Source organism: Massilia sp. PWRC2 (genome assembly GCF_049896725.1).
Lineage (GTDB): Bacteria > Pseudomonadota > Gammaproteobacteria > Burkholderiales > Burkholderiaceae_D > JAFCUW01.
The window spans coordinates 286,799-307,191 of record NZ_JAFCUW010000001.1 but is presented as its reverse complement, the minus strand read 5'-3'; the positions used below and the strand labels follow the sequence as shown (position 1 = coordinate 307,191).

The 20,393-nt window shown below is 61.5% G+C and carries 17 protein-coding genes and 1 tRNA gene; 16 read left to right on the top strand and 2 right to left on the bottom strand.

The window, feature by feature from the left end; translation table 11 throughout:
- The 12 genes from hisS to ACP7BZ_RS01335 all read left to right on the top strand — a co-directional run bounded on the left by hisS (position 1) and on the right by ACP7BZ_RS01335 (position 12,421).
- Positions 1-1,347 carry a histidine--tRNA ligase gene (gene hisS, locus ACP7BZ_RS01390; RefSeq protein WP_426109851.1) on the top strand — a complete coding sequence of 449 codons (1,347 nt, stop codon included), beginning with the start codon at positions 1-3 and terminating at the stop codon, positions 1,345-1,347.
- Between the two features lie 43 nt (positions 1,348-1,390).
- On the top strand, positions 1,391-2,065 hold the full coding sequence (locus ACP7BZ_RS01385; protein ID WP_426109850.1) for a YfgM family protein: 675 nt from the start codon (positions 1,391-1,393) through the stop codon (positions 2,063-2,065).
- 72 nt (positions 2,066-2,137) lie between these two features.
- Positions 2,138-3,292, top strand: coding sequence for an outer membrane protein assembly factor BamB (gene bamB, locus ACP7BZ_RS01380; protein ID WP_426110498.1), 1,155 nt, complete (start codon positions 2,138-2,140; stop codon positions 3,290-3,292).
- A gap of 2 nt (positions 3,293-3,294) precedes the next feature.
- Entirely contained in the window at positions 3,295-4,632 is a 1,338-nt protein-coding gene (gene der, locus ACP7BZ_RS01375) for a ribosome biogenesis GTPase Der (protein ID WP_426109849.1), read from the top strand.
- 155 nt (positions 4,633-4,787) lie between these two features.
- A complete protein-coding gene (hfq, locus tag ACP7BZ_RS01370; protein WP_426109848.1) occupies positions 4,788-5,024 on the top strand; it encodes an RNA chaperone Hfq in 237 nt (78 codons plus the stop codon).
- A 42-nt stretch (positions 5,025-5,066) separates the two neighbouring features.
- Complete coding sequence (hflX, locus tag ACP7BZ_RS01365) at positions 5,067-6,305, top strand: GTPase HflX (protein WP_426109847.1); 1,239 nt, start codon at positions 5,067-5,069, stop codon at positions 6,303-6,305.
- 1 nt (position 6,306) lies between these two features.
- Positions 6,307-7,599 (top strand): FtsH protease activity modulator HflK, encoded by a 1,293-nt coding sequence (gene hflK, locus ACP7BZ_RS01360; protein ID WP_426109846.1) that lies wholly within the window; start codon positions 6,307-6,309, stop codon positions 7,597-7,599.
- Complete coding sequence (hflC, locus tag ACP7BZ_RS01355) at positions 7,599-8,495, top strand: protease modulator HflC (protein ID WP_426109845.1); 897 nt, start codon at positions 7,599-7,601, stop codon at positions 8,493-8,495. Before hflK ends, hflC begins: the two co-directional genes overlap by 1 nt.
- A 210-nt stretch (positions 8,496-8,705) precedes the next feature.
- Positions 8,706-9,863 carry an ATP phosphoribosyltransferase regulatory subunit gene (locus ACP7BZ_RS01350; RefSeq protein ID WP_426109844.1) on the top strand — a complete coding sequence of 386 codons (1,158 nt, stop codon included), beginning with the start codon at positions 8,706-8,708 and terminating at the stop codon, positions 9,861-9,863.
- 5 nt (positions 9,864-9,868) lie between these two features.
- Complete coding sequence (locus tag ACP7BZ_RS01345) at positions 9,869-11,182, top strand: adenylosuccinate synthase (RefSeq protein ID WP_426109843.1); 1,314 nt, start codon at positions 9,869-9,871, stop codon at positions 11,180-11,182.
- A gap of 26 nt (positions 11,183-11,208) precedes the next feature.
- Positions 11,209-11,748: a phosphoribosyltransferase gene (locus ACP7BZ_RS01340; protein ID WP_426109842.1), complete on the top strand. Its 540-nt coding sequence runs from the start codon at positions 11,209-11,211 to the stop codon at positions 11,746-11,748.
- A 76-nt stretch (positions 11,749-11,824) separates the two neighbouring features.
- The gene (locus tag ACP7BZ_RS01335) at positions 11,825-12,421 is read left to right on the top strand and encodes a MarC family protein (RefSeq protein WP_426109841.1); all 597 of its coding nucleotides are present in this window, start codon (positions 11,825-11,827) and stop codon (positions 12,419-12,421) included.
- Between the two features lie 57 nt (positions 12,422-12,478).
- Here the strand turns inward: ACP7BZ_RS01335 and ACP7BZ_RS01330 are convergent, their stop codons facing one another.
- Complete coding sequence (locus ACP7BZ_RS01330) at positions 12,479-14,530, bottom strand: prolyl oligopeptidase family serine peptidase (protein ID WP_426109840.1); 2,052 nt, start codon at positions 14,528-14,530, stop codon at positions 12,479-12,481.
- Positions 14,531-14,630: 100 nt separating this feature from the next.
- Positions 14,631-16,718: an excinuclease ABC subunit UvrB gene (gene uvrB, locus ACP7BZ_RS01325; RefSeq protein WP_426109839.1), complete on the bottom strand. Its 2,088-nt coding sequence runs from the start codon at positions 16,716-16,718 to the stop codon at positions 14,631-14,633.
- Positions 16,719-16,845: 127 nt separating this feature from the next.
- On the opposite strand from uvrB, the gene ACP7BZ_RS01320 reads away from it, so the two are divergent.
- The 4 genes from ACP7BZ_RS01320 to ACP7BZ_RS01305 all read left to right on the top strand — a co-directional run bounded on the left by ACP7BZ_RS01320 (position 16,846) and on the right by ACP7BZ_RS01305 (position 20,392).
- Positions 16,846-18,060 (top strand): aromatic amino acid transaminase, encoded by a 1,215-nt coding sequence (locus tag ACP7BZ_RS01320; RefSeq protein ID WP_426109838.1) that lies wholly within the window; start codon positions 16,846-16,848, stop codon positions 18,058-18,060.
- Between the two features lie 55 nt (positions 18,061-18,115).
- Positions 18,116-18,191, top strand: a tRNA-Asn gene (locus tag ACP7BZ_RS01315).
- 110 nt (positions 18,192-18,301) lie between these two features.
- Positions 18,302-18,586: a hypothetical protein gene (locus tag ACP7BZ_RS01310; protein ID WP_426109837.1), complete on the top strand. Its 285-nt coding sequence runs from the start codon at positions 18,302-18,304 to the stop codon at positions 18,584-18,586.
- Positions 18,587-18,673: 87 nt separating this feature from the next.
- On the top strand, positions 18,674-20,392 hold the full coding sequence (locus tag ACP7BZ_RS01305; protein ID WP_426109836.1) for an alkaline phosphatase D family protein: 1,719 nt from the start codon (positions 18,674-18,676) through the stop codon (positions 20,390-20,392).
- Position 20,393 lies beyond the last annotated feature (1 nt).

The following is a 20,393-nucleotide window of genomic DNA, read 5'->3' as shown; positions in this document are numbered from 1 at the left end:
ATGTCTGATAATAAAAAACCTGAAAAGATTCTTGCGGTCAAAGGGATGAATGACATCCTGCCGGCCGATGCGCCGCTGTGGGAGCTGCTGGAAAACACCACCGAATCGGTGCTCAAAAGCTATGGCTATCAAAAGATCGTCACCCCGATCCTGGAAGAGACGGGTCTGTTCGCCCGCGCCATCGGCGCCGTTACCGACATCGTCGAAAAAGAAATGTATTCGTTCACCGATTCGATGAATGGCGACCTGTTGACGCTGCGTCCGGAAGGCACCGCCGGCACCGTGCGCGCCGTGCTCGAACACAACCTGGTGTACGACGGTCCCAAGCGCCTGTGGTACAAGGGCCCGATGTTCCGCCACGAGCGGCCCCAGCGTGGCCGCTACCGCCAGTTCTTCCAGTTCGGTGCCGAAGCGGTGGGTTTTACGGGGCCCGACATCGACGCCGAATTGATCATGCTGTGCCGTCGCCTGTGGGACGACCTGGGTCTGGAAAACATCCGCCTCGAATTGAACTCGATCGGTGACGCCGCCGAGCGCCTGCGCCACCGTGCCGACCTGATCGCCTATTTTGAAGCGCACAGCGAGCTGCTCGATGCCGAAGCGACGCGTCGCCTGCACAGCAATCCGCTGCGCATTCTCGACACCAAGAATCCGGCCATGCAAGACCTGGTCAACAAGGCGCCGAAACTGCTCGACTACATCGCGGGCGAATCGCTGGCCCACTTCGAGGGTTTGAAGAGCATCCTCGATCACAACAATATTCCCTATGTCGTCAACCCGCGCCTGGTGCGCGGCATCGATTACTACAACCGCACCGTGTTCGAATGGGTCACCGATGCGCTCGGCGCCCAGGGCACCGTGTGCGCTGGTGGTCGCTACGATCCCCTCATCGAAATGTTCGGCGGCAAGGCCACGCCCGCCGTTGGCTTTGCCATGGGCATGGAACGCTTGATCGAACTGATGAAAGAAGTGGGCGAGCCGAACGAGCCGTCGCTGTGCGATGTCTACCTGGTGCACCAGGGCGATGGCGCGCGCATGCAGGCATTCGTGCTGGCCGAGCGCATCCGCGATGCCGGTCTCGACGTGATCCTGCACTGCGCCACCGCCAGCGGTGCCGGCAGTTTTAAAGCGCAGATGAAAAAAGCCGATGGCAGTGGCGCTTCGTTCGCCGTCATTTTGGGCGAGGATGAAGTGGCCAATCACACGGCCACCGTCAAGGCCATGCGCGGCGCCGCCGACCAGTCGCAGCAGAGCAGCGTGGGCTTCGATGCGGTGGTCGATTACCTGGTCGACGCCGTCATTGGCGCGCACGGCCACGATCACGAGCACGTCCATTATCACCACTGATTCAACTCCTATTTTTTAAAACAATTTACTCTATTACACGACCATGGCCTACGATCACGAAGAACAAGAGCAACTGGACTCGCTGAAAGCATTCTGGAACCAGTACGGCAACCTGCTCACCTGGGTGCTGATCATCGTGCTCGGCGCTTACGCCGGTTACAATTACTGGCGCTACACCGAGCGCAAGCAGGCTGAAGAAGCCTCGGTGCTCTTCGACCAGCTGCAAAAATCGGCGCAGGCCAAGGACGCTGCCAAGGTCATCAAGGCTGCCGCCGACATCGAAGCCAAATACGCCTCGACTGCCTACGCCCCGATGGCCGCACTGGTGGCCGCCAAATCGGCGTTCGACAGCAGCGACCTGAAAACCGCCAAGGCCCAGTTGCAGTGGGCTGCAGAGCACGGCAACGAAGACATCCAGGCGATCGCCCGGCTGCGCCTGTCTGCCGTGCTGCTCGATGAAAAAGCCTACGATGAAGGCTTAAAACTGCTCGCAGGCAGTTTCCTGCCGCAGTTTGCCAGCGCGGTGGCGGACCGCCGTGGCGACATCCTGGTCGCGCAAAACAAGCTGGAAGACGCTCGCAAGGCGTATATTGCTGCCCTGGCAGGCATGAACAAGGCCGATCCAGGCCGCAAGCTGGTGGAAGTCAAGCTCGAATCGATCGGCGGCACCGCGCCACCGCGGCCGGCTGACGGCGCGGCGCCTGCCGCCGCCGCTTAAGCTGCCGCCAGCGCCGCCCTCCGACCGATTGCACCACCCCGCAAGAAAACCAGAACAAGGTAACTGACAATGATGCGTATGACCCAGAAGTTGATTGGCGTGAGTGTGCTGGCCATGATGGCCGGCTGCAGCACCTTAAATTCGCTCAATCCTTTCGCCAGTAAACCGAAAACTGCCGTGCCGGCGCCGCTGCTGGCGTTGAAAGGCAGCATGGCCGTGCGCACCGCCTGGAAACTTGACGTTGGCAAGGCCAATGGCTATATTTTTAGCCCGGCGGTTGCGGGCGACAGCGTCATCGTCGCTGGCGGCAGTGGCGCCATTGCCCGTATCGATGGCGCCAGCGGCAAGGCGCTGTGGCGCATCAAGGCGCCCACCGCGCTGTCGGCCGGCGTCGGTACCGATGGCAATGTGCTGGTGGTCGGCGGCCTCAAGGGCGCCGTCTACGCCTACGACATGAACGGCAAGGCGCTGTGGACGGCGCAGGCATCGAGCGAAGTATTGACGGCACCGGTGGTGGGCGATGGCATCGTGGTGGTGCGCAGTTTTGACAACCGCATCGTGGGCCTGGACGCCAAAACGGGCGAGAAAAAATGGACCGTGCAGCGGCCGTCGCCGCCGCTGACCATCCGCAACGCGCCTGGCATGGTGGTGGCCGGCAAGGATGTGATCGTCGCCCAGCCGGGCGGCAAGCTGGTCGCCATCCTGCTGGCGAGCGGCTCGCCGCGCTGGGAAGTGGCGGTCGGCGAAGCGCGCGGCGCTACTGAACTCGAGCGCGTCACCGATATCGGCGGCATGCCGGTGGTGATTGACAACGAAGTGTGCGCCGTCTCTTACCAGGGCCGCGTCGGCTGCTTCGAATTGAGCACCGGCAGCGCCCGCTGGACCAAGGAACTGTCGTCCAATGGCGGCGTCGCCGTCGACCAGACCAGTGTGTTCGCCGCCAACGACAAGGGTGACGTGCTGGCCTTTGCGCGCGACACTGGCGTGAGCAGCTGGAAAAACGACAAGCTCGGCTATCGCAATGTATCGACCCCGGTGTCGTATGGCCGCACGGTTGCCGTCGGCGACTACCAGGGTTACATCCACTTCATGTCGCGTGAAGACGGCACTTTTCTGGCGCGCGCCGCCACTGACGGCAGCGCCGTGGTCGCCACCCCTGTGGTGGTCGGCTCGAACCTGATTTTTCAAACACAAAATGGAACTGTGACCGCAATTGCGGTCGAATAATAATGAAGCCGGTAATAGCACTTGTTGGTCGCCCCAACGTCGGGAAATCGACCCTTTTCAACCGCCTGACCCGCTCGCGTGACGCGCTGGTGGCGGATCTGCCTGGCCTCACCCGCGATCGCCACTATGGCGAAGGGCGGGTCGGCGAGCGGCCATTCCTGGTCATCGACACGGGCGGTTTCGAGCCCGTCGCCAAGGAAGGCATCATGCACCAGATGGCCTTGCAGACCAAGCAGGCGGTGGCCGAAGCGGACGTCGTCATCTTCATCGTCGATGGTCGCCAGGGCTTGACGCCGCACGACAAAACCATCACCGACTTCCTGCGCAAATCAGGCCGTAAAGTGATGCTGGTGGTGAACAAGGGCGAGGGCATGAAGTACACCTCGGTGGTCGCCGAATTCTACGAGCTGGGCATGGGCGACGCCTACGTCATCTCGGCCGCGCACGGCGACGGCGTCTCCGACCTGGTCGAAGAAGCGCTCAACGAAGCGTTCGCCTCGCGCGCGCCCGACGCTGAAGAACTCGAACCGGCGGCACGCGGCATCAAGATCGCCATCGTCGGCCGCCCCAACGTCGGCAAGTCGACCCTGGTCAATACCCTGATCGGCGAAGAGCGCGTGATCGCCTTCGACATGCCGGGGACCACGCGCGACTCGATCGAAGTGCCGTTCGAACGCGAAGGCAGAAATTACACCCTCATCGATACCGCCGGCATCCGCCGCCGTGGCAAAGTGTTCGAAGCGATCGAGAAATTCTCGGTTGTCAAAACGCTGCAATCGATTTCCGAAGCCCACGTGGTGATCCTGCTGCTCGATGCCCAGCAAGACATCTCCGAGCAGGACGCCCACATTGCCGGCTTCATTCTCGAATCGGGCCGCGCGCTGGTGGTGGCGGTGAACAAGTGGGATGGTTTGACCTCGGACGTGCGCGATGAAATCAAGATCGACCTCGACCGCAAGCTCGATTTCCTGTCGTTCGCCAAGACCCATTTTATTTCGGCGCTGAAGGCGACCAATATCGGTCCGATGATGAAGTCGGTCGACGCCGCTTACGCTGCCGCCACCGCCGACCTGTCGACCCCGCGCCTGACGCGTGCGCTGATCGAAGCGGTGGAAAAGCAGGAACCGCGCCGCAAGGGTTCGATCCGGCCAAAGATGCGTTATGCCCACCAGGGTGGCCAGAATCCGCCGATTATCGTCATCCACGGCAATGCCCTCGATGCGATTGGCGAACCGTATAAACGCTATCTGGAAAAGCACTTCCGTGACACATTTAACCTGGTCGGCACGCCCTTGCGCATCGAATTGCGGATGGGTAAGAATCCATTTGCCCGGAAGTAGGGCGCCCGCAAAAATTCGGGCGTGTGAGACACAAACACGGTTAAAACAGGTTACAGTAGATTATCGCACTGCGGCTTCTTAGGAAAGATCATCCCGGTACTTGAAATCGCCCGAGTCGCCTCCAACTCTTTATTACAACAACACACGGAGCTTTTATGAGCAACAAAGGGCAACTGTTACAAGACCCATTTCTAAATGCCTTGCGCAAGGAACATGTGCCGGTCTCGATCTACCTGGTCAACGGCATCAAGCTGCAGGGTCATATCGAATCGTTCGACCAGTACGTCGTCCTGCTGCGCAACACCGTCACCCAGATGGTCTACAAGCACGCAATCTCCACCGTGGTACCGGCCCGCGCCGTCAACCTCAGCCTTGAGTCCGACGCTGAATAAGGCGGCGGCAGCGGTGCACGCCCACGCCCTGAAAGCAAGCGCATGCGCGCCGCTTTAGTCGGCATCGACTTCGGCGCTGGCGATTTCGATGCCAGCGTGGAAGAGCTGTCCTTGCTCGCCCGCTCGGCCGGTGCCGAGCCGATCACCACCATCACCGCCAAGCGCGCCAGCCCGGACGCCGCCTATTTTGTCGGTTCCGGCAAGGCCGATGAAATCGCCCAGGCTTGCCTGGCCGAGCACATCGAGATTGTGATTTTCAATCACGCGCTCTCGCCAGCCCAGCAGCGCAATCTGGAAAAGCGCCTCAACGTACGCGTGCTCGACCGCACCAGTCTGATTCTCGACATCTTTGCCCAGCGCGCCCAGAGTCACGAGGGCAAGCTGCAGGTCGAGCTCGCCCAGTTGCAGCATCTGGCCACCCGCCTGATTCGCGGCTGGACTCACCTGGAACGGCAAAAAGGCGGTATCGGCCTGCGCGGCCCCGGCGAAACCCAGCTCGAGACCGACCGCCGCCTGATTGGCGAACGGGTCAAGGCGCTGCGCGCGCGCCTGGTCAAGCTGCGCAAGCAACACGAAACCCAGCGCCGTTCGCGCGGTCGCAACCAGACTTTTTCCGTCTCCCTGGTCGGCTACACCAATGCCGGCAAGTCGACCCTGTTCAACGCGCTGACCAAGGCTGGCGTGTACGTCGCCAACCAGTTGTTCGCCACCCTCGACACTACCTCGCGCCGCTTGTACCTGGGCGAAGAAGTGGGCAGCGTGGTCATTTCCGACACCGTCGGCTTCGTGCGCGAACTGCCGCACCAGCTGGTGGCGGCGTTTCGCGCCACCCTCGAAGAAACCATTCACGCCGACCTGTTGCTGCACGTCGTCGACGCCGCCAGCCCCGTGCGGATGGAACAGATTGAACAGGTCAACGAGGTGTTGCGCGAGATCGGCGCCGATCACATTCCCCAGATTTTGGTGTGGAACAAGATCGACGCGGCAGGTTTCGAGCCGGCAATTGAACGTGATGAATATGATAAAATCAGTCGCGTTTTTGTCAGCGCCATCAAGGGCGACGGCCTCGATCTGTTACGCGAAGCCATCGTCGAAGCGGCCAAGGCAGCACCCATCTACCGCCCCGCAGTCGCGCGGCACGACGGCACTGACCAGGCTGCCGATGAATGGGATGGCGAAGAGGATGATCTCGACGTCGACCAGGATGACCGCGATGACCAGAGCCGCCCAGACGACCATGATGTAGCAGTCTCCCCATCCACCAACGCCGGATCACGATAGCATGCTCGTTTCTTTTCTCAGGCGCTGCGGCGCCAAGTTGTCGCTCAACGACCCGCGTTGGGGCCACAAGCCCGAAGGCGACAATAAAAAACAAGAAGGCAGAAGGCCGGGCGGCGAAGGCCCCCCTGACCTCGACCAGATGTGGCGCGACTTCAATGCCCGCATCAATCGCCTGTTCAATAAAAACGGCAATAACAACGGCGGTGGCAGTGACAACAACGGTTTCCGTCCCGACATGAAGGGCGCCAGTGTGACCGCCGGCGTCATCGCCGTGATCGTGCTCTTCATCTGGCTCGCCAGTGGCGCCTTCATCGTGCAGGAAGGGCAGGTGGGTATCGTCACCACCTTCGGTAAACTCAGTCACAAGACGGGCGCCGGTTTCAACTGGCGCTGGCCGGCGCCATTCCAGGCCCATACCACCGTGGACGTTTCGCGCGTGCGGACCGCCGAAATCGGTTATCGGGGCTCGGTGCGTTCAAAAAATGCCAAGGAAGCGCTGATGCTGACAGACGATGAAAACATCATCGACATCCAGTTCGCCGTCCAATACACCTTGAAAGATCCGGTCGCCTGGATTTACAACAACCGCGAACATGACGACGACACCGTGCGCCAGATCGCCGAAACGGCCATCCGCGAAGTGGTTGGCAAGAGCAAGATGGATTTCGTGCTGTACGAGGGCCGCGAACAGGTCGCCCTCGACACCAACCGCCTGATGCAGCAGATCGCTGACCGCTACGCCCTTGGCGTGCAAATCACCAACGTCACCATGCAAAGCGTGCAGCCACCCGAGCAGGTCCAGAGCGCCTTTGACGATGCCGTCAAGGCCGGGCAGGACCGCGCCCGTGCCAAGAGCGAAGGCGAAGCCTATGCCAACGACATCATTCCGCGCTCACGCGGCGCCGCCATCCGCCTGACCCAGGATGCCGAAGCTTACCGTTCGCAGGTGGTCGAGTCAGCCACCGGCAATGCCTCGCGGTTTAACCAGGTGGTGGCCGAATACCAGAAGGCGCCCGCTGTCACCCGTGACCGCATGTACCTGGAAACCATGCAGCAAATCTTCAGCAGCGCCAGCAAGGTGATGGTCGACGCCAAGTCGGGCAGCAATATGCTGTACCTGCCGCTTGACAAGCTCATCGCCCAGACCGCCGCCAACGACGCCGCTATCGGCGCCAAATCGGGACCGGTGCAGGTCGCGCCGGCCGCCACTCCGCCCCCACAAGAGATCATGACGACAGAATCGACACGCCAGCGTGACAGCCGCGCTACCGGCCGCGAACGGGAGAGCCGCTAATGAACCGCGTCGTCAGCCTTTTTATTGCCGCCTTTGTTGCCCTGATGTTGTTGTGGTCGTGCGTGTTCGTGGTCGATCAGACCAAGTTCGCCATCGTCTTTGCCCTCGGTGAAGTGCGCGATACCATCACCGAGCCTGGCCTGCACTTCAAACTGCCCGCACCGCTGCAAAACGTGGTGATGTTCGACAAGCGCATCCAGACGCTGGACACGCCCGATGCCGACCGTTTTATCACGGCGGAAAAGAAAAACATCCTGGTCGATGCCTTCGTCAAATGGCGCATTCTCGACCCGCGCCTGTACTACGTCAGTTTCAATGGCGACGAGCCGCGCGCGCGCGACCGCATGTCGCAAATCGTCAAGGCGGCGCTCAATGACGAAATCACCAAGCGCACCGTGCGCGAAGTCATTTCTGGCGAGCGCGGCAAGGTGATGGAGGGCATCCGCAACAAGGTGGTGCTCGAAGCGAAGCAGATCGGTATCGAAATCGTCGATGTGCGCTTGAAGCGCGTCGATTACGTCGACCAGATCAACGCCTCGGTGTACGACCGCATGAAGGCCGAGCGTACCCGCGTGGCCAACGAACTGCGTTCGACCGGTTCGGCCGAATCGGAAAAAATCCGCGCCGACGCCGACCGTCAGCGCACCGTGATTCTGGCCGAAGCGTACCGCGATGCCGAGAAACTCAAGGGCGAGGGCGATGCCAAGGCGTCCGAGATTTATGCCCAGTCGTTCGGTAAAAATCCCGAGTTTTATAAATTCTATCGCTCGCTCGAGGCCTACCGCGCCACCTTCAAAAACCATGGCGACGTCATGGTGCTCGATTCCGGTTCGGACTTCTTCAAGTATTTCCGCTCGCCGGGTGCGGGCGGTGCGGCTGCGCCTGCCAAAAAGTAAAACGGCGCGGGGACTGGCACGCGTGCCTGTCCCCATTCCCGCGACCGCGCCGGATTCAAACATGGGGACAGGCACCGCGCTACGTGCGTACCAGTCCCCTCAGCTTTATTGGCCTACCCCTCCCAATTCAGGTAAAATTGATGGTTCGGCGCATTCTTTTTGCGGCTTTGACCGCTTGCGCGACTGTTAATCATTCACTTTGTAAAGCCCATGCCGACGAATTGGCTTCTGCCTGAAAATATCGCCGATGTCTTGCCGTCCGAGGCGCGCAAGATCGAAGACTTGCGTCGCCGCATGCTCGACAACTTCCGCCTCTACGGCTACGAACTGGTGATGCCACCGCTGCTCGAATATGTCGACTCGCTGCTCAACGGCGCCGGTGCCGACACCGAACTGCGCACCTTTAAACTGGTCGACCAGATTTCCGGTCGCCTGCTCGGCCTGCGCGCCGACATGACCACGCAAGTGGCGCGGATCGATGCTCATTTACTCAACCGTGAATCGGTGACCCGCCTGTGCTATGCCGGCAGCGTGCTGCATACCCGCCCGTCGGGTCTGCACGCCACCCGTGAGCCGCTGCAGATCGGCGCCGAAATCTACGGTCACGCTGGTCTCGAAGCCGATGCCGAAATCCAGGAACTGGCGCTGGCCTCGCTGGCCATGGCCGGTTTTGCCGATGTGCGGCTGGACCTGTCGCATGCGGGCGTGCTGCGCGCGCTGCTGCAGGACGACGCCGTCGCCGCGCGCGACGAGCATGCTCTGCATGCCTTGCTGCGCGCCAAAGATACGCCGGGCCTGACAGCGCTGACCGTGGACTACGCGCCGGCCACCCGGGCGGCCTTGCTGGCCCTGCCGAACCTGTACGGCGACGTCGACGTGCTGGCCGAGGCGCGCGCGCTGTTGCCGCCGCTGCCAGGCATTACGCGCGCGCTGGCCGAACTGGCGGCGCTCGCTGCGTCCGCCCTCGGCCGCGCCGAAGTGGCGATCGACCTGGCCGACCTGCGCGGTTACCAGTATGAAAGCGGCGCCATGTTTGGCCTGTACGTGCCGGGCTTGCCGAATGCGGTGGCGCGCGGCGGGCGCTACGATCATGTCGGCGAAGCATTCGGCCGGGCCCGGCCCGCCACCGGCTTTTCGCTCGACCTGCGCGAGCTGGCGCGGCTGTTGCCGGGCGCCGAGCGCAAGCATGCCATCCGCGCGCCGTGGGGCAATGCCCCCGAACTGCGTGAACGCATCGCCGCCCTGCGGCTGGACAATGAAATCGTGATCCAGAGCTTGCCGGGTCACGAAAACGATCAGGACGAATTCGAGTGCGACCGCGCTCTCGTGTTCGAGGATGGAAACTGGATTCTTAAAAACTTGGGTTGATTGTGATGTCAAATAAAAACGTGGCAAAGAATGTGGTCGTCATCGGCACCCAGTGGGGCGATGAGGGCAAGGGCAAAATCGTCGACTGGCTGACCGACCATGCGAAGGGCGTCGTGCGCTTCCAGGGTGGCCACAATGCCGGTCACACGCTGGTCATCAAGGGCCAGAAAACCGCCTTGCAGCTGATCCCTTCGGGCATCATGCGCGAAGGCGTCGCCTGCTATATCGGCAATGGCGTGGTGGTGTCGGTGCCCGACATCATGCGCGAAATCGACAAGCTGCAAGCGATCGGCGTGGAAGTGGCCTCGCGCCTGAAAATCTCCGAAGCCTGCCCGGCGATCCTGCCGTACCACGTTGCCATCGACATCGCCCGCGAAAAAGCGCGCGGCGAGAACAAGATCGGCACCACCTGCAAGGGCATCGGTCCCGCCTACGAAGACAAGGTGGCGCGCCGCGCCATCCGCATCGCCGACATGCTCAACCCCGAGCGTTTCGCCGAAAAGCTTAAGGAAAACCTCGACTACCATAACTTCGTCCTGGTCAATTATCTGAAAGCCGATCCGATCGACTATCAAAAGACTTACGACGATGCGATGGCCCTGGTGCCACGCCTGCGTCCAATGGTCGCTGACGTGCCCAGCGCGCTGCACGCCACCTACAAAGCGGGCGGCAGCCTGCTGTTCGAAGGCGCACAGGGCTCGCTGCTCGACGTCGACCACGGCACCTATCCGTACGTGACGTCGTCGAACTGCGTCGCCGGCAACGCGTCGGCCGGCGCCGGCGTCGGTCCGGGCATGCTGCACTACATCATGGGCATCACCAAGGCCTACACCACCCGCGTCGGTTCCGGCCCGTTCCCGTCGGAACTGTCGACCGCCGATGGCGTCGGCGAGCACCTCTCGCGCGTCGGCCACGAATTTGGCACCGTCACTGGCCGCGCCCGTCGCTGCGGCTGGTTCGATGCAGCGCTGCTGCGTCGCTCGGTGCAAATCAACGGCGTCACCGGCATGTGCCTGACCAAGCTCGACGTGCTCGATGGTATCGAATCGCTCAAACTGTGCACCGGTTACACGATTGACGGCCGCGCGGTCGACATCTTCCCAGTCGGCGCCGAAGAAGCGGAGCGCTGCGTGCCCGTCTACGAAGAAATGCCAGGCTGGACCGAGAACACGGTGGGCGCCAAGTCGCTCGCCGAGTTGCCGGCCGCTGCACGCGCGTATATCAAGCGCATTGAAGAGCTGGTCGGCGTGCCGATCGACATGGTCTCGACCGGTCCTGACCGGGTTGAAACCATCGTGCTGCGTCACCCGTTCGAATAATCCTGTCCCACATAAAAGGAGTTGCCATGACCACCCCACCATCGACCGATACCGACCTGTGGGTCTCCTGGGACGAATACCACCGCCTGATCGAGCGCTTGGCGCTGAAAGTGTATGAATCGGGCTGGAAATTCGACCAGGTGCTGTGCCTGGCGCGCGGTGGCGTGCGCCCCGGCGACGTCTTTTCGCGCATTTTCGATGTGCCGCTGGCGATCCTGTCGACCAGTTCCTACCGCGAAGAAGCGGGCACCAAGCAGGGTGACCTCGACATCGCCAAGTACATGACGATGACCAAGGGCCCGCTCGCTGGCAAGATCCTGCTGGTCGACGACCTGGCCGATTCGGGCGTCACGCTCGACAAGGTCACGCGCCACCTGAAAGACAATTTCAGCGGTGTCACCGAAGTCAAATCGGCGGTCATCTGGGTCAAGGGCACGTCGTCGATCCGGCCCGATTATTTCCTCGACGAGTTGCCGCACAACCCGTGGATCCACCAGCCGTTCGAAGACTACGATGGTCTGCGTCCGCACCAACTGGCGGCATGGATGAAAAAGGGCGCGGCCTAAGCAGCTGCCGTGCCATAGCAAGGCCAGAGCGATCTGGCCTTTTTTTTCATTTCCTCACCAGCAAGGCCGTTCAGCCATGACGCAAAATTTTCTGCAAACCTTCATCCTGCTGCTGCTGGTCACCGACCCGTTCGGCAACGTGCCGATTTTCGTCAGCGCACTGGCGCCTGTCGAGCGCAGCCGCCGGCCCCGCATCGTGCTGCGGGAATGCGCCATCGCGTTCGTGGTGCTGCTGGTATTCATGTTTTTCGGCCGCCATTTGCTGACCGCCCTGCAACTGTCGGAAGTGTCGCTGCGCATCGGTGGCAGCGTGATTTTGCTCTTGATTGCCATCCGCATGATCTTCCCCCATCCGGACGGCGTGCTGGGCAAGACGGAAGGCGGCGAACCGTTCATTGTGCCGCTGGCCATTCCCGCATTGGCGGGGCCATCGGCGCTGGCCACCGTGCTGCTGTTTTCGCGCGAGACGATGGGCGAAGTGATGATCCACGTCGCCGCGCTGGCGGCAGTGGCGGTGGTGTGGCTGATCGTGTTCCTGGGCGCCGACCGCCTGCAAAAGGCGCTCGGTCCGCAGGTGATGACGGCGTTTGAACGTTTAATGGGTTTGATTTTGACGGCAATGTCGGTGGAAATGCTGCTTGGCGGTATACGCGAGTTCATTCATACCCTGTAAGCAGGCAGGGGACAGGCAGCTGCGGTGCCAGTCCCCATTGCGCCCGGGCGAACGCCATCACTTCCCGGCAGCCGGCTTCAGATAACGGTCCAGCCACCCCAGCACGCGCTGGTGCCACAGCACCGAATTGGCCGGCTTGAGCACCCAGTGATTTTCGTCCGGGAACACCAGCAGTTCGCTGGGAATGCCCTGGCGCTGCAGCGCAGTAAACGCGCCGAGTCCTTGGCTGACAGGAATGCGGAAATCCTTCTCTCCGTGGATCACCAGCATCGGCGTTTTCCACTTGGTCACATAATTAACCGGATTGAATTTCTCGTGCCGTTGCGGCGCACTAAAATAGGTGCCGCCGTTTTCCCACTCGTTGAACCACAGTTCTTCGGTCGAGTAATACATGGCCCGGTTGTCGAACACGCCGTCGTGGTTGACGATGCACTTAAAACCATTCGACCAGTTGCCCTCGATCCAGTTCATCATGTAGCCGCCATACGAGGCGCCCAGCGCGCAGGCGCGGCTGGTGTCGAGCCACGCATAGTTGGCACCAGCCGCAGCCAGACCCTTCTTCAAGTCTTCCAGCGGGGCGCCGCCCCAGTCGCCGCTGATGGCGTCGGTAAATTTTTGACCATAGCCGGTGGAACCGTGAAAATCGATGAACACGGTGGCATAGCCGGCACCGGCATAGGTCTGCGGGTTCCAGCGATAGCTCCAGCTGTTGCCAAAACTGCCCTGGGGGCCGCCGTGGACCAGGAAGGCAACCGGGTAGCGTACGCCAGGGGCGGCGTTCCACGGCTTCATGACGTGGCCGTAGACGGTATCGCCCTTGGCGCCTTTGAAGGAAAACTGTTCGAACTGGCCGAAACGCACATCGGCCAGCGCCTGCTCGTTCAGATGGGTCAGGGCGCTCCAGCCGCTGCCACTGCGGCGGTACAGCTGGGCGCCACCCGTGAGCGAAGCCTGGCTGGTCACCAGGGTGTCGCCGGCGACATCGAAGCTGCCGACATAGCCCTGGTCGGTGAGGGCCGTCACCTTGCCGCTGTCGACCGCAATCGAGAACAGCCGGTGCTGGCCCAGATCGTCGGCCGTGGCCAGCAGCGCCTTGCCGTCCGGCGCCCAGCGGTAGTCGGCTACCGAACGGTCCCAGCCGGCGGCCAGGGTGCGCTTCTTGCCAGTGGCCACATCCATTAAGACGATGTGAAAGCGGTCCGCTTCAAAGCCGGGACGCTGCATTGCCAGGTATGCCAGGGTACGGCCATCGGGCGAATAGACCGGTTTGGCGTCCCAGGCCGGATTGTCGGCGGTCAGGTTGCGCGGCGTGCCGCCTGCTGCCGGCACCGAATAGACGTCGAAATTGGTCGACCACGATTCGCTCTTGCCAGCGATACGGGCGGCGAACACGATGTTCTGGCCATCGGGGCTGAAGTGGTATTCGTCGGCGTCGCCGAACGGCTTGGAGGGGACGTCGCCATCGAGGCTGTTCGACAATGCCACCGGCGCACCGCTGAGCAGGCCGGCGCCGTCGAGCGGCGCCGAGAACAGCACGTTGTTGCGGTGATCGTTCCAGGTATCCCAGTGGCGCACGAACAGGCGGTCGTAGACCTTGCCGCTGGTTTTGAGCTTGACCTGCTCGTCGGCGCGTTTGGCGCTGCAGGCCAGATCGGGGCAGTCGCGGTAGACGGCGGCGCTAAAGGCAATCCGCTCGCCGCCAGGGGACAGGCGGAAGTTGTCGACCTCGACCGGCAAGGCGGTCACCTTGACGGCGCTGCCACCGGACGCCGGCATGCGCCAGACCTGCGCGTCGGCCAGAAAATAAATGGCGTCGCCGGCGGCCGACCAGGCCGGATCGCTGCGGCTGGTGTTGCCGCTGCTCAGTTGCACGGGAACGGCGCCCGCTGTGCTCAGGTCGAGCAGCCACAGCTGGCTGCGAGCGCGATTGTTTTCCATGTCGGTGCTGCGCACCGTGTACACCACGCGGCTGCCGTCGGGCGAGAGCACGGGGCTGCCGACGCGCTCCATGCGCACCAGGTCGTCCACGGTAAAGCCGCGCGGGGCGGCCACTGCCATCGGGATGCTCGCGGCCAGGGCGGCGGCCAGTACCACACTACGTAATTTCATCGGTTCTCCAGGAGATAGGGGCACTGGCAGCTGCGCTGCCTGTCCCGCGCTATTTGATACGAAAAGTGTGCTTAAGCGCAAGCAGGGGACGCCCTGCTGTTTATTTGCCCAGCATGGAAACAATATTGTCCGTTCCCGGCGCCCCAAACGCTTGCTGCTTGAGCAAGTGCAGCTGGTCGCGCACCTGCGCCGCCTTTTCGAATTCGAGGTTCTTGGCGTGATCGACCATCAGTTTTTCCAGGCGCTTGATTTCCTTGCTGATTTGCTTTTCGCTCATCGATTCGATCTTGGCCGTTTCCTCGCTCGACGCCAGCGTTTCGCGCGCCTGCTGCGGGCTGTAGACGCCGTCGATCATGTCGCGGATGGTCTTCTTGATGCCGATCGGGGTAATACCATTGGCCAGGTTGAAGGCGATCTGCTTGGCGCGGCGGCGCTCGGTTTCATCGATGGCTTTTTTCATCGAATCGGTGATGCGGTCGGCGTACAGAATGGCCACACCGTTCAAATTACGGGCGGCGCGGCCGATGGTTTGAATCAGGCTGCGCTCGGAGCGTAAAAAACCTTCCTTGTCAGCATCGAGAATCGCCACCAGCGACACCTCCGGCAAATCGAGACCCTCGCGCAGCAGGTTGATCCCCACCAGCACATCGAAGGTGCCCAGGCGTAAATCGCGCAGGATTTCCACCCGCTCGACCGTTTCAATATCGCTGTGCAGATAGCGTACCTTGATGGCGTGATCGGACAGGTATTCGGTGAGCTGCTCGGCCATGCGCTTGGTCAGGGTGGTCACCAGCACGCGCTCATCCTTCTTGACGCGCTCGACGATTTCCGACATCAAGTCATCGACCTGGCTGAGGGCTGGCTTGACGAAAATGAGCGGATCGACCAGCCCGGTGGGACGCACCACCTGTTCGACGACGTTGTCGGCATGGGTGTTTTCGTAATCGGCGGGGGTGGCTGACACAAAAATGGTTTGCCGCATCTTGCGTTCGAATTCCTCGAATTTGAGCGGGCGGTTGTCGAGCGCCGACGGCAGCCGGAAGCCATAGTCGACCAGATTCGTCTTGCGCGAGCGGTCGCCATTGAACATGGCGTTGAGCTGGCCGATCAGCACGTGCGATTCGTCGAGGAACATCAGGGCGTCCTTCGGCAAATAATCGATCAGGGTCGGCGGCGGCTCGCCCGGCATGGCGCCTGACAGATGGCGCGAATAATTCTCGATGCCCTTGGTAAAACCGATCTCGGCCATCATCTCCAGATCGAAGCGGGTGCGCTGCTCGATGCGCTGTTCTTCGATCAGTTTGTTTTCTTTCTGGAAGAATTCGAGGCGGTCGCGCAATTCCAGCTTGATCGTTTCAATCGCCCGCAGCACGGTCGAGCGCGGGGTGACGTAGTGCGAGCCGGGGTAGACCGTGAAGCGGGGGATTTTCTGGCGCACGCGGCCCGTGAGCGGATCGAATAGTTGCAGCGACTCGATTTCGTCATCGAACATTTCGACGCGGATGGCCAGCTCGGCGTGTTCGGCGGGGAAGATATCGATGGTGTCGCCGCGCACGCGGAAGGTGCCGCGGCCGAAATCGACTTCGTTGCGCGTGTATTGCATCTGGATCAGGCGGGCGATGACGTCGCGCTGGGCGACCTTGTCCTTGGCGCGCAGCGTCAGGATCATCTGGTGGTATTCGCTGGGATTGCCGATACCGTAAATGGCCGACACGGTGGCGACAATGATGACGTCGCGCCGCTCCATCAGCGACTTGGTGCACGACAGGCGCATCTGCTCGATGTGCTCGTTGATCGACGAGTCCTTTTCGATGAACAGGTCGCGCTGCGGCACGTACGCTTCCGGCTGGTAATAATCGTAATAGCTGACGAAATATTCGACCGCGTTTTGCGGAAAAAATTCGCGGAATTCGGCGTACAGCTGGGCCGCCAGCGTCTTGTTGGGGGCAAAGATGATGGCGGGCCGGCCGGCGCGGGCGATGACGTTGGCCATCGTATAGGTCTTGCCGGAACCGGTCACGCCCAGCAGGGTCTGAAAGGACAGGCCGTCGTTCAGGCCCTCCATCAGCCCGGCAATCGCGGTGGGCTGGTCGCCCGCCGGTGCGAACGGCTGGTGCAGTTTGAATGGCGAATCAGGGAACTCGATGACCGTCGGCGACGGCTCTAAAATGACAGGGACTTCAGCCATGCTGTGCTACCTTTGCTAGAATGGGAGTTCGCCCGCGAGCATTTCACCACAGCGCTTTGTCGCTGCCGCATCGTGCTCGCTGTCTATACAACCCTGCGGCGAACCAGCCGTTTATCAAATACAAACGATGACCTCTACAGCTTCCGCCAGTATCTTCAGTGCCATTGCGATGGCCCCGCGCGACCCGATCCTGGGTATCACCGAGGCGTTCAACGCCGACACCAATGCGGCGAAGATCAATCTCGGCGTCGGCGTCTATTATGACGATAACGGCAAGGTCCCGCTGCTCGAATGCGTGCGCCGCGCCGAAGCACTGATGGCTGAGCAGCTCAGCCCGCGCACCTATCTGCCCATCGAAGGCCTGGCGGCGTACGACAAGGCCGTGCAAGAGCTGGTATTTGGTGCCGACAGCCCGGTTATTCAAGAGAAACGTGCGATCACCGTGCAAGCCGTTGGCGGCACCGGCGCCCTCAAGATCGGCGCCGATTTCCTCAAGCGCTTCGCCCCCGAAGGCGCCGCCGTCTATATCAGCGACCCCAGCTGGGAAAACCACCGCGCGCTGTTCGAAGCGGCCGGCTTCGTCGTCAACAATTATCCCTATTACGATGCCGCCACCCACGGTGTCGATTTCGACGCCATGCTGGCGGCCCTGAAGGCCATGCCGCCGTCGTCGATCGTGGTACTGCACGCCTGCTGCCACAACCCGACTGGCGCCGACCTGACCTCGGCCCAGTGGGACCAGGTTATCGAAGCGGTCAGCGCCGGCGCGCTGGTGCCCTTCCTCGACATGGCGTACCAGGGCTTTGGCGCCGGCATCGCCGAAGATGGCGCCGTGGTGCGCCGCTTTGTCGCCGCCGGTGGCGCGCTGCTGGTGTCAAATTCGTTTTCCAAGTCGTTCTCGCTGTACGGCGAGCGTGTCGGTGCACTGAGCATTGTCGCTGCCAGCCTCGAGGAAGCAGGGCGCGTGCTCTCGCAAGTCAAGCGCGTGGTGCGCACCAACTATTCGAATCCACCGACCCACGGCGGCAAGGTGGTCGCCACCGTGCTGGCCACGCCGGAACTGCGCCAGCTGTGGGAAACAGAACTGGGCGGCATGCGCGTGCGCATCAAGCAAACCCGCGACAGCTTTGTCACCAAGCTGCGCGCCAGGGCGCCCGGCCACGACTTTGAATTCGTGCGCGAACAGATCGGCATGTTTTCCTATTCAGGTCTCACCAAGGCGCAGGTAGAACAGCTGCGCGCCGAATCGATCTACGCGGTCGACACGGGCCGCATCTGCGTGGCCGCGCTGAACTCGAAAAATATCGAGCGCGTCATTGACGCGATTGCCAAAGTCCTTTAAACTCTTGTTTCTTCGGATTGCGCAACAGTTCACTGTGGTGTAGTCAAGAGACAATTCCCTGATAGCTCAGTTGGTAGAGCGACGGACTGTTAATCCGCAGGTCCCTGGTTCGAGTCCAGGTCGGGGAGCCAGAATTTAAGGGCCGCATCGCAAGATGCGGCCCTTTTGCTTTTGTATTTTATTTTTTGTATTTTATTTTTTGTATTTTATTTTTTGTATTTTATTTTTTATCTGGATAAACATGAACAAGCTCGCCGCCACTAACGAATTTTGGGATGAATGGCAAGCAGCGGCGGTCGCCGCCGGCGTTGCCGTGCCGCTGGCCGAACTGGGCTGCCTGGTCTTGCGCACCCACCGCAAGAACCGCTGGAGCAAAGAGTTTTTAGGCGTCGAAGAAGACGGCCCGATCATGCTCGAGATGTGCCTGGAAGACCCGGCGCAGGCCGAGATGCTGTTCCTGGAAAACTTGCATCCTTACGACGCCCCCTTGCTGGCGGCCGCGCGCAGCCGCCTCGGCATCGCCTGAAGAAACGCCCCATCAGAATATTTATAATGTCGTCATACTGCTGACACACGCGCTGCCTACCATGGTGCTTTTTACAATGGAGGCAGCATGCGACTCAAGCAGACGGTGGTGGAGCAGGGTGCGGTGGCCGATAGCAGTCGCCGCAATTTCGTTATCCGCATGGCCTCGGTGGCCGCGGTACTTGGCAGCAGCGGCGCACTGAGCGCCTGCGGCGGTTCCGATTCGGGGCAAAGCGGCGACGTGGCGGCCTTCAATTACGGCGTCGCCAGCGGCGATCCACTGGCCGACCGCGTGATCCTGTGGACCCACGCAAAAACCGCCAGTGACCAGCCCGTGCGGCTGGTCTGGCAAATGGCCGCCGATGCCAGCTTTTCCTTGCTGGCAGCGAGCGGCACCACCACGGCGAGTGCCGACAGTGGCTTTACCGCCAAGGTCGATGCCAGCGGACTGACCGCCAACACCGAATATTTCTATCGTTTCGTGGCGCCGAACAACGCCGTCTCGCCGGTCGGTCGCACCCGCACCCTGCCTGTGGGCGACGTCGCCGAAGTCAAGCTGGCAGTGTTTTCGTGCAGCGACTATCCAGCTGGCTATTTCAATGCCTACGATGCGGCCACCTCGTCCGGCGCGCAATTTGCCCTGCACCTGGGCGACTATATCTACGAATACAAGGATGGCGTCTATCCGCCCGCCGCCAGCGCCGTGGCAGCGCGCATTTCGGCACCTGCCAACGAAATCGTCACGCTGGCCGACTACCGTGCGCGCCACGCGCTGCACAAGGCCGATCCGTATGCCAAGGCATTGCATGCGCGCATGCCGATGATCGCCATCTGGGATGACCATGAATTCGCCAACAATGCCTGGATGGATGGCGCCGAAAACCACAACCCGCTCACCCAGGGCAGCTGGGCTGCGCGCAAGGCGATTGCCAGCAGCGTGTACCACGAATGGATGCCGATCCGCTCGCCGGATCCCGCCAACCTGTTGAAAATTTACCGCTCCTTCGACTTTGGCAACCTGCTCTCGCTGCACATGCTCGACACCCGCATCATCGGCCGCGAGCACCAGCCCGACCGCAGCTTCGATGCCCAGGGCCGCGACATCGCCGACCCCGCCTTCCTGCCGTATGCCTTCAACCGCAGCAAGCAAATGATGGGCAGCACCCAGCAGAGCTGGCTGGACGCGCAAATGACCGCCTCGAAGGCGACCTGGCAAATTCTCGGCAATCAGACCGTGATGGCGCGCATCGTGCTGCCAGCGTCGGTACTGGCAGCGAACCTGAGCACAGCGTCCGTCAGCGCCTATCTGACCGCCAAGGGCACCCCGGCGCAGCTTCGCACCAGTACCCAGAACGACTTGCTCGACCCGGCCAAGAATCCGAAAATTTCGTACAACTTCGACAGCTGGGAAGGCTACACCGACCAGCGCGAGCAGGTGCTCGCCTCGGCAGCCAAGCAAAAGGCGGCCGGCAAGAAATTTGCCGTGCTGTCGGGCGACAGCCACAACGCCTGGTTCAACAAGCTGACCCTGCGCGACGGCACCCAGGTGGGCGCTGAATTTGCCGGCATGTCGGTCACCTCGTCCGGCTTCGAAGGGGTGTTTCCACCGTCGGTGTTTCCACCAGCGACGCTGGCGGCCACCATCAAGTCGATGGTCGATGACATCAGTTATTTCGACAGCTCGCGGCGCGGTTACATGCTCATCACGGTGACGCCGGCGCAGGTCAAGGGCGACTATATCTATGTCAGTTCGGTGACCAGTTCGAGTTACACGACGGCGGTCGATACGCTCAGTTACGCGGGCTAAG

Coding starts and splice junctions, on each gene's coding strand:
- hisS (WP_426109851.1), top strand. CDS start 1: ATGTCTGATAATAAAAAACCTGAAAAGATTCTTGCGGTCAAAGGGATG.
- ACP7BZ_RS01385 (WP_426109850.1), top strand. CDS start 1,391: ATGGCCTACGATCACGAAGAACAAGAGCAACTGGACTCGCTGAAAGCA.
- bamB (WP_426110498.1), top strand. CDS start 2,138: ATGCGTATGACCCAGAAGTTGATTGGCGTGAGTGTGCTGGCCATGATG.
- der (WP_426109849.1), top strand. CDS start 3,295: ATGAAGCCGGTAATAGCACTTGTTGGTCGCCCCAACGTCGGGAAATCG.
- hfq (WP_426109848.1), top strand. CDS start 4,788: ATGAGCAACAAAGGGCAACTGTTACAAGACCCATTTCTAAATGCCTTG.
- hflX (WP_426109847.1), top strand. CDS start 5,067: ATGCGCGCCGCTTTAGTCGGCATCGACTTCGGCGCTGGCGATTTCGAT.
- hflK (WP_426109846.1), top strand. CDS start 6,307: ATGCTCGTTTCTTTTCTCAGGCGCTGCGGCGCCAAGTTGTCGCTCAAC.
- hflC (WP_426109845.1), top strand. CDS start 7,599: ATGAACCGCGTCGTCAGCCTTTTTATTGCCGCCTTTGTTGCCCTGATG.
- ACP7BZ_RS01350 (WP_426109844.1), top strand. CDS start 8,706: ATGCCGACGAATTGGCTTCTGCCTGAAAATATCGCCGATGTCTTGCCG.
- ACP7BZ_RS01345 (WP_426109843.1), top strand. CDS start 9,869: ATGTCAAATAAAAACGTGGCAAAGAATGTGGTCGTCATCGGCACCCAG.
- ACP7BZ_RS01340 (WP_426109842.1), top strand. CDS start 11,209: ATGACCACCCCACCATCGACCGATACCGACCTGTGGGTCTCCTGGGAC.
- ACP7BZ_RS01335 (WP_426109841.1), top strand. CDS start 11,825: ATGACGCAAAATTTTCTGCAAACCTTCATCCTGCTGCTGCTGGTCACC.
- ACP7BZ_RS01330 (WP_426109840.1), bottom strand. CDS start 14,530: ATGAAATTACGTAGTGTGGTACTGGCCGCCGCCCTGGCCGCGAGCATC.
- uvrB (WP_426109839.1), bottom strand. CDS start 16,718: ATGGCTGAAGTCCCTGTCATTTTAGAGCCGTCGCCGACGGTCATCGAG.
- ACP7BZ_RS01320 (WP_426109838.1), top strand. CDS start 16,846: ATGACCTCTACAGCTTCCGCCAGTATCTTCAGTGCCATTGCGATGGCC.
- ACP7BZ_RS01310 (WP_426109837.1), top strand. CDS start 18,302: ATGAACAAGCTCGCCGCCACTAACGAATTTTGGGATGAATGGCAAGCA.
- ACP7BZ_RS01305 (WP_426109836.1), top strand. CDS start 18,674: ATGCGACTCAAGCAGACGGTGGTGGAGCAGGGTGCGGTGGCCGATAGC.